The following is a 14,172-nucleotide window of genomic DNA, read 5'->3' on the forward strand; positions in this document are numbered from 1 at the left end:
GTCTTACAGCAGCGGCGACATCAACCGTGCCGCTGATTCCAGCAGCCGCTCGAGCAGCCTTTTGTTCATGAAGGTCTCATGCACAATCTGGCGTGTCGACAGCAGGTCGCGCTCAAAATCAGCAACAATACGGGATACGCTCTCGGTCTGCAGCAGCAACGCGTTCACTTCAAAATTAAGATGGAAGCTGCGCATATCCATATTCGCCGTGCCGATGGTGGCGATCTCCCCGTCTGTAATCAGCAGCTTCGAGTGGATAAAGCCCTTCTCGTATTCGTAAATCTTCACTCCTGATTCCAGCAGCGCCGGAAAATAGGAGTGGGAAGCCAGAAACGGCAGCCATTTATCCGGTTTGGCCGGAAACAGAAGACGAACATCCAGGCCGGACATCGCGGCAACCCGCAGTGCGGTGAGGATATCCTCATCCGGGATAAAGTAGGGGCTGGCGATCCACACTGATTTTTCCGCGGAAGTAATCATGGAGAAGAAAATATTCTTGAGTGCCCGGCGCTCATTATCCGGTCCGCTGGCAATAATCTGTACTGCCCCGTCCCCATTTGTAAAACGCAGCTGCGGGGAGAGATAATCCTGCTCCAGTATTTTCTCCCCCGTCGTATGCATCCAGTCCTGCAGGAAAATAATCTGCATCGTCCGCACGGCCTCACCCCGGAGCAGCATATGCGTATCGCGCCAGAACCCGTACGTCTTGCTGCGGCTGAGGTACTCATCCCCAACGTTAAGTCCGCCCATAAAGCCGACATCGCCGTCAATGACCACGATCTTGCGGTGATTACGGTAATTCACCCGGCTGGAGAAAAAGGAAGTAGAATTGCCGTAAGCCGCAACCTGTACCCCTGCATCGGTCAATTCCTTGAGGAAGGCTTTGGAAAGCTGGATGCTGCCGACAGCGTCATACATAAATCTGACCGTGACGCCTGCCCGGGCCTTTTCAATCAGAATCTGCTGAATGCGTGTTCCGATGTGGTCTGCCCGAAAAATATAATATTCCATATGAATATGATGCTGTGCCTGCCGCAGCTCCAGCAGCAAGGTGCCGAATGTCTCTTCGCCGTTGGTCAGAATCCGCGTTTCCGAACTGAAGGAAACCGGTGTCCGGGCCAGCCTTTGTGACAGCCCCAACAGCTTTTGGCGGGAGGGTTCAAAAATAGACCAGTCCTGATGCGTACGCAGTGCATCATTCTCAATCCGCTCGTAAGCCATCAGATCGCGCTGTGCCTTCTTATCATATTTGCGCCGCTTGAACACGTTTTGTCCAAAGAGGAAATAAAATACAAGCCCGAGTACCGGAATCAGCGCTAGCAGCAGAATCCAGGCCATAGTTGTGGAGGGATTGCGGTTTTCCATGAAAATGCCAAGACCGATGGAGATGACGGTCAGCGTGGAGAAAATACTGATGATTGTCCCGGCGGTACTGCCGAAAATACCGAAACCAAAATAATAAAATGCCAGTAATGCAGCAATAATGACTATAGCCTGCAATCCTCTTCTCATTGGTAACCTACCTTCTCTTTCTACCTTCGATCACTAAAATGTCACATTTATATATTACCTGAAGAATACGTTTCTTCCTACTGTAAAGCACTGCAAAAATGAAATTACAACAATACTGTAACCTCTGCTGCAACGGGATTTGTATTGTTCCGGATTATATACTATAATCACTTTGACCTTAGAGTCAATAATAGAACCAACAAGTCAGAAAGGAGTCTAACTGTTTCGTGGCTGATAAAAATGCAAATAAAAAAGAGCAGATTATCAAGACAGCAATGCAGCTATTCGCTGTGAAAGGCTCGTCCTCCACGTCCATGCAGGAGATTGCCGAGCTTTGCGGAATATCGAAGGGCAGTCTATATCTGGTGTTCAAGTCCAAGGAAGAGCTGGAGCGCAGCATTTATATATATTGCTTCCGCATGATCCGTGATCCGTTGCAGCGTGAGGAGCAGCAGAGCCGCAGTACCCCAAAAGAAAAGCTGCGCAACCAGGTTGAAATCCTGCTCACCCATGTATACGAGCTGCGTGAATTTTTGCAGCGTCAATTCCAGGAAATCGCCGGAAAGGGCGGAACGGAGGTTCCGGAATGGATCCGCAAGTCCAGTGCTCCCCTGCTGCTCTGGTTCCAGAACAAGCTGGAGATTCTCTATGGCCGGGAGATCCTTCCGTACACCGGAGATTTATTCCTGTTCGCAGACGGGATGATTCATGCCTTCATACGGCTTATCTTCAATCAGGAGTCTCCGGTTGCCATTTCCCGGCTGGCCGATCATCTGGTGGACCTGCTCGACATCGTTGCAGCCGGCCTGCTCACCGGACGTAAGGAGCCGCTGATTCCCCCCGCCATTCTGGAGAATTGGATGAACGTGCAGGAGGACACCCAGCGCAGAAATCCGCTGCAGCTGATCAAAGAGATGAAGGCGCTGCTCGCAAGTGTTCCGGCAGCAGAGCAGCAGAGTGTGGAAGAAGGCCTGGAATCACTGGCTGTTTTGGAGAGTGAATTTCTCATGCCGAATCCCCGCAAAGTTATCATCCGCGGGATGCTGGCCAACCTTCAGGAACATCCTGTCCTACACGAGAAGCTGGCGGCCCTGCAAAAATTGATATCACCCTATATGCCAAATTCATGCGGGTTTCACTAACCGCGTAAGCAAATGGAAGTGGAAGCAGAGAGAAATAACGGATAGGCAGGCAGCACAACATTAATTCAGGGTTTTCCAGCAGGAAAGCCCGAGAGGAGCAGAATCATACTTATGAAAAGCTTGATTAATTTTTCCCTCAGAAACAAATTCGCGATTTGGCTTCTGACGATCATTATCGTGTTCGCGGGTCTATACAGCGGACTTACCATGAAGCAGGAGACACTGCCTAATATCAGCATCCCTTACCTCAGCGTGACTACAATCTATCCGGGTGCAGCGCCTGAGGGTGTCGTAAATGATGTCAGCAAACCGCTGGAACAAAAGCTGCGCAATGTAGACGGCGTCAAAATGATTACCTCCTCCTCACTCGAGAATGCTTCCAGCATTCAAATCGAGTTTGATTACGGCACGAATCTGGATAATGCCACAGCAGCGGTACGCGAGGCTCTCAATGACGTAACACTGCCGGATGAGGCCCAGAAGCCGACTATCTCCCGGTTCAGTCTCAGCTCACTTCCGGTCATCTCGCTCAGTTTGACGGATAACGGCTCAGCTGATTTGGAAGAAATGACTCGCATTGCCGAGAACGACATCCGTCCTGCCCTGGAAGATATCGAAGGCGTAGCTTCCGTATCCATCGCCGGGCAATATGTGAAGGAAGTCTCCCTTAAGTTTGATCAAGCCAAACTGAAACAATACGGCTTGACTGAAGATACGATCAAGGGTATTGTGCAGGCCTCCTCCCTCCGGGTGCCGCTCGGCTTATTCGAAATGGAAAAATCACAGAAGGCCGTAGTAGTGGATGGCAATATCACCACCGTAGATGACCTTAAGAATCTATCAATTCCGCTGGTGCCATCAGCTGGAAGTACAGCTCCCGGAACGGGTGCAGCCGGAGCAGCAGGTGCTGCAGGTGCCGGTGCGGCTGGCGCTGCAGCCGCTCCAGGACTGCCGACAGTGAAGCTGGGAGAACTGGCAGCCATTGAAGTTACCGGTAAATCAGAGTCCATCTCCCGCACAAACGGCAAAGAATCGATCGGAATTCAGATCGTAAAGGCCAATGACGCCAATACCGTTGAAGTTGTAAATGGCGTTAAGGACAAAACCGAAGAATTGAAGCAGCAATATAAGGACTTGGAACTGACTGTTCTGCTCGATCAAGGTAAGCCGATTGAGGATTCCGTGAACACTATGCTGTCCAAGGCCGCCTTCGGCGCCTTGTTCGCAGTGCTCATCATCCTGCTGTTCCTGCGTAACATCCGTTCAACCATTATTTCCATCATCTCCATCCCGTTGTCACTGCTCATCGCCGTTTTGTGCCTGCGCCAGATGGATATTACCCTTAACATGATGACCCTCGGGGCAATGACCGTCGCCATCGGCCGCGTCGTCGATGACTCCATCGTTGTTATTGAGAATATTTACCGGCGCATGACGCTGTCCGGTGAGAAGCTGCGCGGCAGAGAACTGATCAGCGCGGCTACACGTGAAATGTTCGTACCGATTATGTCCTCCACCATTGTTACGATCGCGGTGTTCCTGCCGCTTGCTTTTGTCAGCGGTATGGTAGGCGAGCTGTTCCTGCCTTTCGCACTGACCATGGTCTTCTCGCTTATCGCATCACTGGTTGTAGCCATTACCCTGGTGCCTGCACTGGCACACTCGCTATTCCGTAACGGCCTGAAGAAGGGCAAGAAGAATCATGTCGAGAAGCCGGGCAAAATGGCTGTAGGCTACCAAAAGATCCTGAACTGGTGTCTTTCCCACAAGCTGATTACATTTGGGGTTGCTGTTCTTTTACTTGTAGGCAGCCTGTTCCTGATCAAACCGATCGGCGTGAGCTTTATGCCATCCCAGGAAGATAAGAGTGTAATTATGACCTTCTCGCCAAAAGCCGGACAGACGGCTGAGGATGTGCAGCAGCAAGGCCTGAAGGCAGAAAAATTCATTTTGGCCCAAGAGCATGTAGTGAACATGCAGTATTCCATCGGGGGCAGCGGGTTCATGGGAATGGGCTCGAACAACTCCGGCCTTTTCTATATCACCTATGACAGCGATACGCCTGATTTCGAAACCGTCAAAGAAGAGCTGATTGAAAATCTGACGAAGGAAGTGCCGGATGGCGTGTGGGGCGATATGTCCGGCATGGCGGGCGGCGGGCTTGGCGGCAATACGCTGACTGTGAACATTTTTGGCGATACTCTGGATCAGTTGAAGCCAGTAGCCGATGAGATTGCCGGCATCGTGAATGCCGACACCAAAAACTTCAAGGATGGAGAGACCAGCCTCTCCGAATCGTATGAGCAATACACTGTTGTTGCCGATCAGGCGAAGCTTAGCTCGCTCGGTCTGACCGCAGGACAAATTGCCATGAAGCTGAGTCCGGTCAATACCCGTCCGGTACTGACAGAGGTGGCTGTTGACGGCAAGAACTACAATGTTTACATTGAAGCCGATACTAACAAATACAGCAGTATTCAGGAAATGGAAGCTGCCACGCTGACCTCCCCCCTCGGATTTACGGTACCGGTCAGCCAGGTGGCAACCATTGAAAAAGGCACATCGCCCGATACCATTACCCGCATTGACGGCAAGATGAGCGTTGATGTAACAGCCGATATTATCGCCAGCGATGTAAACAGCGCTTCGAACAGTGTGAAGGAGAAGGTTGAAGCACTGGATCTGCCGGATGGAGTAACGGTTTCCTTCGGCGGTGTGACAGAACAGATCAACGAAACCTTCGGCCAGCTCGGAATCGCTATGGCAGCCGCAATTGCCATCGTATACTTCGTGCTTGTCGTGACATTCGGCGGCGGTCTCGCACCGTTCGCGATCCTGTTCTCCCTGCCGTTCACAGTAATCGGAGCTCTCGTCGCTCTGCTCCTGGCCGGAGAAACGCTGAACGTCTCCGCGCTGATGGGCGCACTGATGCTGATCGGTATCGTCGTCACCAACGCGATCGTTCTGATCGACCGGGTTATTCACAAGGAAAAAGAAGGCCTGTCTACCCGCCAAGCGCTGCTTGAGGCCGGCGGTACCCGCCTTCGTCCGATTCTGATGACCGCACTCGCGACCATCGGGGCTCTGCTTCCGCTGGTAACCGGGCTGGAGAACAGCGCCGGCATTATCTCCAAGGGTCTGGGCGTGACCGTTATCGGCGGTCTGGTCAGCTCCACCCTGCTGACACTTGTTGTTGTGCCGGTGGTCTATGAATTCCTGATGAAATTCCGCAGCAAGCGGGTTGAGGAATAGCATTTAAAATTCTTATATTTTCAAAAAAGGCGCCTTTCCATAAATGGAAAGGCGCCTTTTAAGTTCTAGCAGAACTGTGCTTGCCAGCTTATTTATCTTCTCAGGCTTAGGCCATCGTTGCCGCGCTGCTCTCCAGTGAAGCTCTCCAGGCCCGCAGCATCTGCAGATCCTGCGGCAGGAATTCCTCAAGCATATGGCTGAGGCCCAGATAGAGCGGACTGTCCGTTGCCGCGTTAAAACGGCTGCAGAACTGCGGTGTCCATTTCAGCAAATGCTCTTCAAGGAACCGTTCCTGAATGTCCAGCAGCTCCATGGCGCTGCGGATGGAGAAGCTGTTAAACAGCATCCGCTCATGCATCACCGCCATGAATTCAAGCTCAATCGCAATATGGTCATCCGCTTCCCCGCTGCATTTCTTGAAGACAATCCCCGCCGAGGCATAGACATCGGAGAGTACATTGCAGAACTCCTGCTCACGGCCGAGCTCCGCTGCTTCGCGTGCAACAAATAGGCTTACCGGACGCTCATTCATCAGCCGGGTGTATTCAAGGGTCTCCTTCTCGCAGATCATCGGTAGCTCTGACGGGTTCTGGCTGCACAGGTAGCGTTTCAATTCCCGTCCACCCTCCGTCATTTCAGCAGCCACGGCCATTTGGCGGTTGGTACTCCACCGGGCAACGAGTGAAAGCGATGGTTTACGGCCGTAAAAATCAACTAAGATCTGATATATTAATCCCCGGCTCTCCAGCCAGCGGCTAAAAACCTCCGGAACGACAAGCGCTGGAACAGTTGGTATCGTCATTTGTAAAACCTCCCTATTGGTTTGACCGAGGCGCAAGCCTTTAAGGAGCTTAATAACTGCCGCGCTTCCGGTATCATAGCTGTATTCTTTCGCATAAGGTCAACATCATCGCCAAGCCCTAATTCTTGGGCACCTTTATTATATCGAAAATGTTAAGCGCTTTCAGTGAGCATTCTATGACCAATAACTTAAATTGTCGCACTTCTGTCAAAATTAGCCTGTGCCTTTCTGCTTCTGTCCCCTATTATTTAGATGGGTTATAGATTGACGGGAGCCATGGTAATCTTTAAAATTTAAATAAAAATGCAACAACTGAAGGGAGAGGCCTATGGAACCGCTGACGGACCCTTTTGGACGTTTACATGACTATATCCGCATTTCGGTTACCGACCGCTGCAACCTGCGCTGCATTTATTGTATGCCGGCGGAGGGAATGCAATTCCAGCCGCAGGACGAGATTTTGAGTTATGAGGAGATTACCGCTGTGGTGGAGGCGCTGGCGCCCCTCGGGCTGAGCAAGGTGCGGCTCACCGGCGGAGAACCGCTGGTCCGCAAGGATCTGGAGCAGCTTGTAGCCATGATTGCCGCCATACCGGGCATTGATGATATATCGCTGACCACCAATGGCCTGATGCTTCCCGCAAAAGCCCTACTTCTGAAGCAGGCAGGACTGTCACGGGTGAACATCAGCCTGGACTCTCTGAAGCAGGACCGCTTCTCGATGATTACGCGCGGAGGCGATGTCGCCAAGGTCCTGAAGGGCATCGAGGCTGCCGAGGCTGCCGGACTCTCTCCGATCAAGCTGAATGTCGTGCTGATGAAAGGCATTAATGATGATGAAATCAAGGATTTCATCTCACTCACCCTGAACAGCCCGCTGAACGTGCGCTTCATCGAGTACATGCCGATCGGCAGCGCAAGCGACTCCTGGCGGCAGACTTATCTGCCGCTGGAGACTGTCGTTGAGGCATGCACCGCTGCAGGCTGGGAGACCGAGGAAGCAGACATGCCTTCCGGGAACGGCCCTTCGCAGAACCGGCGTGTCGTCGGGGCACGCGGCACCTTCGGGCTGATCCATCCGGTCAGCGAGCATTTCTGCGACAACTGCAACCGGCTGCGGCTGACGGCTGACGGCCACATCAAGGCCTGCCTGTACTGGGCGGATGAATACAATGTCCGCCCACTCGTTCAGGATCCTGCCGCCGTGCAGGCATTATTCCGCAAGGCGCTCGGCAACAAGCCCCATAATCACGAGATGGCGCTGGCACTGGAGAAAAAGGCACAAAGCCATACTCCGACCGCGCGGCGCATGTCGCAGATCGGCGGATAACGCTGGTATATACGCAGAGCAAACAGATCCCCTCCTGCATCAGGAGGGGATCTGTTTTGATTATTTAATTACCCAAGTTACATCCACGCCTACAATGTTTTCCACAACTGAAGACTCATATAGATCGCAATGGCCCAGACCAGCAAAGCCGACCCCTGATTCATCAGCCGGATCAGCCTGCCTGAGGTATCCGCCCGTCCAAGCATCCTTCCCGCTCCCGCCAAGCCCAGGAACCATACCCAGGACACTCCGGCGGTTGCTGCGGCGAACCCCCAGCGCTCCACTCCCTCATAGCCGAGGGAGCCTGTACCGATGACACCCACTGTGTCCAGCAGGGCATGCGGGTTCAACAGAGATACGGACAAGGCATAGCCAATCTGCCCTTTAGGGGAGAGGCGTTTCATGTTCCCTGCAGCTGGAGCAGCCGACCATATCTGCCAGCCCATGAACATCAGGAAAAGAACCCCCGCACCATAAACAACAGGTGTCAGCCATTCCAGTGTCAGAAGCAGCAGTGAGACCCCTCCGACAGCAGCACCGATGAGCAGCGTATCACACAGAGCCGCGGTTATAACCACAGGGAGTACACTGCGAAACCGGGGATGCAATGCTCCCTGGTTGAAAACAAATATATTCTGCACACCCAGTGGTAAAATCAGTCCAAAGGCCAAGAGTATTCCGTGTACAATAGCATGTGTCATCCTTCCGGCTTCCTTTCATCTGCGCATACGCTTGACTGTGCGCGGTCAGCTTCAGCCTTCCGCGGCAGTACTGATCTTACACCCGCGCCTATACTCAGGTAACCATCCAAACTCCGAGGAAACACCCGACCAAATTCTGAAATGCCTTCAATGCATGATATACTCCGGTTATAAGTGTCCGGTCGCGGACCCGTTATTTATCTTACCAAAAAGGAGCCTGTTCATTGAGACCTGAACATCCGTCAAACCGTCCGGCTTCAACTTCCCCGCTTGCGGATACACAGAGAGAATGGGCGCCCGATCCGGCTTCGCCCCTGCCGCTGCACAGGCAAATTTCTGCCTTCTTCATGGCCAAAATCAGCAGCGGTGCCTGGCCTCCAGGCATGAGGCTGGCCCCGCAGCGCGAGCTCTGCCGCCAGCTTGGTGTCAACCGCAGCACTTTAGTAACTGCGCTGGGGGTACTGGCTGATCAGGGACTCATTGAAGGCAGACGCGGCGGCGGAACCCGGGTCACCGCTGTGCAGGCTGACGGGAAGGCTGAAGGCGCTAAGCTCTTCGGCAATTGGAATGACTACTTGGAGGAGGGCACCCACTACCCCAATCTGCCTGCAGTACAGGCCATCAACCGGCTGGAGTATGAGCCGGGACTGATCCGGCTCGGCACCGGCGAGCCTGCGCCCGGGCTGCTGCCCGGAGCGGCCATGACCCGGGTGCTGGCCGCCGGGCCACTGCCGCCGCTGTCCTATGAGGAGCCGCTGGGCAGCTCCTCCCTCCGCCGCGCCGTAAGCCGAGAGCTGCTCAAAAGCGGAATTACAGCGGACCCCGCCTCCATTCTGATTACCTCCGGCGCGCTCCAGGGCCTGCAGCTGATCGCGCTGGGCCTGCTGCCCCGCGGCTCAACCATCCTGCTGGAGAAGCCGTCCTACCTGTATTCCATTCATGCCTTTCAGTCTGCAGGCGTGAAATTCAGCGGCCTGCCTATGGATCAGGGCGGATTGCTTACCAGGCACATCGCAACGGAAGCCTTGCGTACTAAGGCGGCAATGCTCTATACCATTCCCAGCTTCCATAATCCTACAGGGATTGTCATGGATAGAGAGCGGCGGCAGTCGTTAATGGAGATAACAGGCGGGCTTGGACTGCCCATTCTCGAAGACGGAGCTTATCAGGAGCTGTGGCTTGATTCCCCGCCGCCACCGCCGCTGAAGGCACTCGACCGTGAAGGAAGAGTGCTGCATCTGGGCACACTCTCCAAAGCAGCCAGTCCGGGCCTGCGCATCGGCTGGATCGTCGGCCCGGAGCCGGTCATCCGCCGGCTCGCCGACATTAAGATGCAGACCGATTACGGCGCAAGCTCCCTGTCACAGCTCGCCGCTGCACGGTGGCTTGATGGGGGTTATCACGAGGAGCATCTGATGGTGCTGCGCGGCAAGCTGCGCGAGCGGCGCGAATTCATGCTGCAGCTGCTTCAGGCCCATTTCACAGAGCTGGCCACATGGAGCATTCCGGCCGGAGGCTTCTATATCTGGCTTTCGCTGCACCAGCCGATGCCGCTTCGCCGGCTCTTTACAGCAGCGCTTCAGGCCGGACTGCTGCTGAATACCGGGGATCTGTACGACCGTGGGGACAGCCGGCATCTCCGGCTGTCTTACGCCTATGCATCGCCTGAAGAGCTAAGCCGCGGCTTACCGGCTTTAGCAGGCATAATCAAACAAAACATCAACTGACAATCATAGGGCTGGCACTGCACCCTATGGGTCATTTGATGTCTTGTGACATACTATTTAAGCTGCTGCGGCAGCCGGACTACAAAAGCCGTCCCCTCACCGGGGCGGCTTGTTACATTAATGCTGCCTTCGTGGAGATCGACAATTTTCTTCACCAGTGACAGTCCCAGCCCGCTTCCGCCTCCGCTGACGCTCCTGGCTTTGTCTACCTTGTAGAAACGCTCAAAAATCCGCGGCAGCTCCTCCTCGGTGATGCCGATTCCGCTGTCCCGGATCTCAACCTCAATCCCTTGCTCCAGCGTCTTAAGCCGGACAGCAATCCGCCCGCCCTGCGGAGTGAATTTGATGCTGTTATGCAGCAGATTGGTCCACACCTGGCTCATGAGATCCTGAACGGCATAGACAACCGTCTCCTCAAGCTCAGCTTCCACTTCGATATCCTTGTCCAGCCACTGCGGCTCCGAGGCTAGAACCATCTCACGCAGCTGCTTGTCCAGCCGGTAGGGCTTTCCTTCGAACGGGAAGCTGCCCGCCTCAAGTAGAGACAGCTTCAGCAGGTTGTCGCTGAGTCCCGACAGGCGGCTGGCCTCCGCTTCGATAATGTCCAGATAATGCCGCCTGCTCTCTGCACTCAGCTCCTCATTCTGGAGCGCGCGGGCGAAGCCGCGGATGGAGGTCAGCGGTGACTGGATCTCATGCGAGACATTGGAGATGAAATCCTGGCGCATGATCTCCATCCGGCTCAGTTCGCTGGCCATCTCGTTAATTCCCTCCACGATGCTGCCGAACTGCCCGTAGCGTTTGCTGTTCTCCAGCTCCACCTTGAAATTTCCCTTGGAAATTTGCCGCATCGCGGTAATGATCGGGATATAAAAGGCTCTTTCGTCCCCTCTCAGGCGTCCGATCAGCGCTGCGGTTCCGGCCAGCAGGAACAGAATGAGCAGCTGCAGCACCATGGTCAGCAGCTGGGACTTATATGGCGTAAGGGACCAGTTAAAATGCTTCTCCAACAGCTTCAGCCCGAAATACCCGACGTTCCAGGAAAGATAGAAGCCTGTAAGCATCACGAGGATTCCCATAATCGCTTTTATAATCTCCCCGGCTCTGCTATCCCTCATCTATTTATCCACCTCCAGGCGGTAGCCCAGCCCGCGGAGCGTGCGGATGGTGAACCCGCAAGTTTCCCGGGGAAACCGCTCGCGCAGCCGTCCCACATGCACATCCAGCGTCCGTTCATTACCCTCAAAATCATACCCCCAGATTTCTTCGATCAGCCGGTCGCGCGTCAGCGTCTGGCCGGGATAGCTGGCCAATTTAAACAGCAGTTCGAATTCCTTAAGCGGCAGGGTGAGCTCGCCCGACTCCGAAGACACCTCATAGGTTTTGCGGTTCATCCGTAAGCGGCCGACCATGACGCTCTGCGCGGCGGAAATCTGATACCGCTTCAGCAGCGCCCTTACTCTGGCTATCAGCACCAGCGGCTCAAACGGTTTGACCAGATAATCATCCGTGCCCAGCTCAAAGCCTTTGACGATCTGCGAGGTCTCCCCTTTGGCCGTTAGCATCAGAATCGGAAAATCATAGCGTCTGCGCAGCTCGCGGCACAGCTCCCAGCCGTCCATCTTCGGCATCATTACATCAATAATGGCCAAATCTGCACTCTTGTCCTCTAGCAGCCTCATAGCCTCTACGCCATCAGAAGCACTGTATACTTCGTCGATTCCCTCAGCTCTCAGAAAGACTTCCACCAATTCGCGGATGTGCGGATCGTCGTCTACCACCAGTATTTTGGGCATGATCAGCTGATACCTCCTCTGCCAGGCCATTCTCCGGCTCCGGTGTGTTCATTTGCAGCTGCTGCGCCGCGAATTCACGGTACAGCTCATGACTGCGCAGCAGTTCTTCATGGGTGCCTCTGCCGGTAATCCGGCCTTTTTCCATAAAAACAATCTGATCCGCGTTCACGACCGTTGCCAGCCGGTGGGCAATGACAATCGTCGTCCGGCCTTTCATCAGATTCGACAGGGCCTTCTGTACCACTGCCTCGGACTGGCTGTCCAGACTGGAGGTCGCCTCATCCAGCATCAGAATCTGCGGATCACGCAGCAGCGCCCGGGCAATGGCAATCCGCTGGCGTTGACCTCCGGACAGCTTCACGCCGCGCTCGCCGACATCGGTCTGATATCCGTCCGGCAGCTCCTCAATGAACTTGTCGGCATAAGCCATCTCCGCCGCGCGGCGCATTTCCGCCTCACTAACCTCCCGGTCCAGCCCGTAGCCGAGATTATCAGCAATCGTGCCGGCGAGCAGCGGACTCTCCTGGGAGACGTACCCGATCAGCTTCCGCCAGGAACGCAGTGAGAACGTGGATACAGGCTTACTGCCCAGTTTAATACCACCATGATCCGGTTGATAGAACCGCTCCAGCAGTGAAAATAAAGTGGTTTTCCCGCCGCCGCTCGGGCCGACAATCGCTGTAACCTGGCCCGGCTGCATCGTAAAGCTGAGTTTATCCAGCACCTGCTCTCCTGACTTATATCCAAAGCTTAGGTCTTCTATAATAATAGGAGCTTCCACCTGAACGGCTTCCTCTGCCCCTTCATATACTTCTTCCTCCACTGTCAGCGTTTCAATGATCCGTTCCGAAGCGCCTTTGGCCTTCTGGATTTGGGTAAAGAACTGGGTCAGCTGGGTAAGCGGCATTACAATCTGGATCAGATACAGGATAAAAGCGACCAGTTCCCCTGCGGTCAAAGCGCCGGAAGATACCTGCATCCCCCCGTAGCCGATAATCACCACCAGCAGCATCATGAACACGAACGAGACTAGCGGACTGATCATCGCACTGATTTTACCTTCCCGGATGCCAAAAGAGAGCAGATTCATAATTCCGGTCCGTCCGGCCTCATATTCCCGCTGTTCCGCCCCGGAGGATTTCACCAGCCGGATTTCCGAGAGTACCCCGCTAAGCGTAGCGGTAAAAGAGGCCGTTTCGTCCTGCGTTCCTTTGGAAATCTTGTACATCTGCCGGCCCAGCGGGATAAGAATGAGTGCGGATAACGGAAGCACCGTGAACAGCACCAGCGTCATTTTCCAGTTCAGGTACAGCAGCACGGAAATCGAGCCGACAATCGAAATGACGCCGGTGAACAGGCTGGCCAGATGCTCTGAGATGAGCGTTTTGAGAATCCCGGTATCATTCGTCATCCGGCTGACGCTTTCGCCTGTGCGGTTATCGTTGAAATAGGACACCGGCAGGACGAGGAACTTGCGCCACAGCCGGTCGCGCAGCGCAGCTACAGTCTTCTGCCCCACATAGTTCAGCAAATAGATCGAGATACCCCCGGCAATCGTCTGGGCGATAAAAGCACCGGCGATTCCGGCAATCTGCAGCTTGCTGATCGACGAAATGGAGAAGCCGTCAACTAGATTCTTAGTAAACATAGGGATGACAAGGCCAACCAGGGTTGAGATCATACTGAGCAGCACAGCGAGCGTAAGCAGGCCGTAGGAAGGTTTCGTCTGATGCAGCAGCTTCAGGAACGGCTTCATCGCCGCACCCTGCCGTTTCTGCCGGGATTTAGTATTCTCCATCGGAATCCTCTTTTCTGGCGGATTAATCTTTGGGAGCCATTACACGCTTCTCCGCCTGGCCACTATAATAGGCTTGCAATTTAAACTGAAGTTAAACGGATATCCGAAAAAT

General features: G+C 54.1%; 10 protein-coding genes. 4 read left to right on the plus strand and 6 right to left on the minus strand.

The annotated features are described in order from the left end of the window. Positions 1 to 3: 3 nt before the first annotated feature. Positions 4 to 1,512: a cardiolipin synthase gene (gene cls, locus L6H70_RS16540; protein WP_236334971.1), complete on the minus strand. Its 1,509-nt coding sequence runs from the start codon at positions 1,510 to 1,512 to the stop codon at positions 4 to 6. A gap of 227 nt (positions 1,513 to 1,739) precedes the next feature. Between cls and L6H70_RS16545 the strand changes: the two genes are divergently transcribed. Continuing rightward, positions 1,740 to 2,654, plus strand: coding sequence for a TetR/AcrR family transcriptional regulator (locus L6H70_RS16545; RefSeq protein WP_236334972.1), 915 nt, complete (start codon positions 1,740 to 1,742; stop codon positions 2,652 to 2,654). Positions 2,655 to 2,765: 111 nt separating this feature from the next. Beyond that, positions 2,766 to 5,906, plus strand: coding sequence for an efflux RND transporter permease subunit (locus L6H70_RS16550; protein WP_236334973.1), 3,141 nt, complete (start codon positions 2,766 to 2,768; stop codon positions 5,904 to 5,906). 106 nt (positions 5,907 to 6,012) lie between these two features. Here the strand turns inward: L6H70_RS16550 and L6H70_RS16555 are convergent, their stop codons facing one another. Continuing rightward, on the minus strand, positions 6,013 to 6,708 hold the full coding sequence (locus tag L6H70_RS16555; RefSeq protein ID WP_236334974.1) for a TorD/DmsD family molecular chaperone: 696 nt from the start codon (positions 6,706 to 6,708) through the stop codon (positions 6,013 to 6,015). Between the two features lie 328 nt (positions 6,709 to 7,036). Here L6H70_RS16555 and moaA point away from each other — a divergent pair, with 328 nt between their 5' ends. Further along, entirely contained in the window at positions 7,037 to 8,038 is a 1,002-nt protein-coding gene (gene moaA, locus L6H70_RS16560; RefSeq protein ID WP_236334975.1) for a GTP 3',8-cyclase MoaA, read from the plus strand. A gap of 89 nt (positions 8,039 to 8,127) precedes the next feature. On the opposite strand, the gene L6H70_RS16565 is transcribed toward moaA, so the two are convergent. After that, entirely contained in the window at positions 8,128 to 8,739 is a 612-nt protein-coding gene (locus L6H70_RS16565; RefSeq protein ID WP_236334976.1) for a LysE/ArgO family amino acid transporter, read from the minus strand. A 224-nt stretch (positions 8,740 to 8,963) separates the two neighbouring features. On the opposite strand from L6H70_RS16565, the gene L6H70_RS16570 reads away from it, so the two are divergent. After that, on the plus strand, positions 8,964 to 10,466 hold the full coding sequence (locus tag L6H70_RS16570) for an aminotransferase-like domain-containing protein (RefSeq protein ID WP_236334977.1): 1,503 nt from the start codon (positions 8,964 to 8,966) through the stop codon (positions 10,464 to 10,466). A 53-nt stretch (positions 10,467 to 10,519) separates the two neighbouring features. Here L6H70_RS16570 and L6H70_RS16575 read toward each other — a convergent pair whose 3' ends face one another. From L6H70_RS16575 to L6H70_RS16585, 3 genes are read right to left on the minus strand one after another with little or no spacing between them, the layout of a single operon-like run. Beyond that, entirely contained in the window at positions 10,520 to 11,584 is a 1,065-nt protein-coding gene (locus L6H70_RS16575) for a sensor histidine kinase (RefSeq protein WP_236334979.1), read from the minus strand. Continuing rightward, complete coding sequence (locus L6H70_RS16580; protein WP_279306765.1) at positions 11,585 to 12,262, minus strand: response regulator transcription factor; 678 nt, start codon at positions 12,260 to 12,262, stop codon at positions 11,585 to 11,587. Further along, positions 12,192 to 14,060 carry an ABC transporter ATP-binding protein gene (locus tag L6H70_RS16585; RefSeq protein WP_236334982.1) on the minus strand — a complete coding sequence of 623 codons (1,869 nt, stop codon included), beginning with the start codon at positions 14,058 to 14,060 and terminating at the stop codon, positions 12,192 to 12,194. Before L6H70_RS16585 ends, L6H70_RS16580 begins: the two co-directional genes overlap by 71 nt. Positions 14,061 to 14,172: the final 112 nt, after the last annotated feature.

The sequence above is a fragment of the Paenibacillus auburnensis genome (assembly GCF_927798115.1).
Taxonomy (GTDB): Bacteria; Bacillota; Bacilli; order Paenibacillales; family Paenibacillaceae; genus Paenibacillus_AQ; species Paenibacillus_AQ auburnensis.

Bases quoted from the DNA above. Each gene is read 5' to 3' on its own strand.
- L6H70_RS16550 (WP_236334973.1), top strand. From the start codon at position 2,766: ATGAAAAGCTTGATTAATTTTTCCCTCAGAAACAAATTCGCGATTTGG.
- L6H70_RS16555 (WP_236334974.1), bottom strand. From the start codon at position 6,708: ATGACGATACCAACTGTTCCAGCGCTTGTCGTTCCGGAGGTTTTTAGC.
- L6H70_RS16575 (WP_236334979.1), bottom strand. From the start codon at position 11,584: ATGAGGGATAGCAGAGCCGGGGAGATTATAAAAGCGATTATGGGAATC.
- L6H70_RS16580 (WP_279306765.1), bottom strand. From the start codon at position 12,262: ATGCCCAAAATACTGGTGGTAGACGACGATCCGCACATCCGCGAATTG.
- L6H70_RS16565 (WP_236334976.1), bottom strand. From the start codon at position 8,739: ATGACACATGCTATTGTACACGGAATACTCTTGGCCTTTGGACTGATT.
- cls (WP_236334971.1), bottom strand. From the start codon at position 1,512: ATGAGAAGAGGATTGCAGGCTATAGTCATTATTGCTGCATTACTGGCA.
- moaA (WP_236334975.1), top strand. From the start codon at position 7,037: ATGGAACCGCTGACGGACCCTTTTGGACGTTTACATGACTATATCCGC.
- L6H70_RS16585 (WP_236334982.1), bottom strand. From the start codon at position 14,060: ATGGAGAATACTAAATCCCGGCAGAAACGGCAGGGTGCGGCGATGAAG.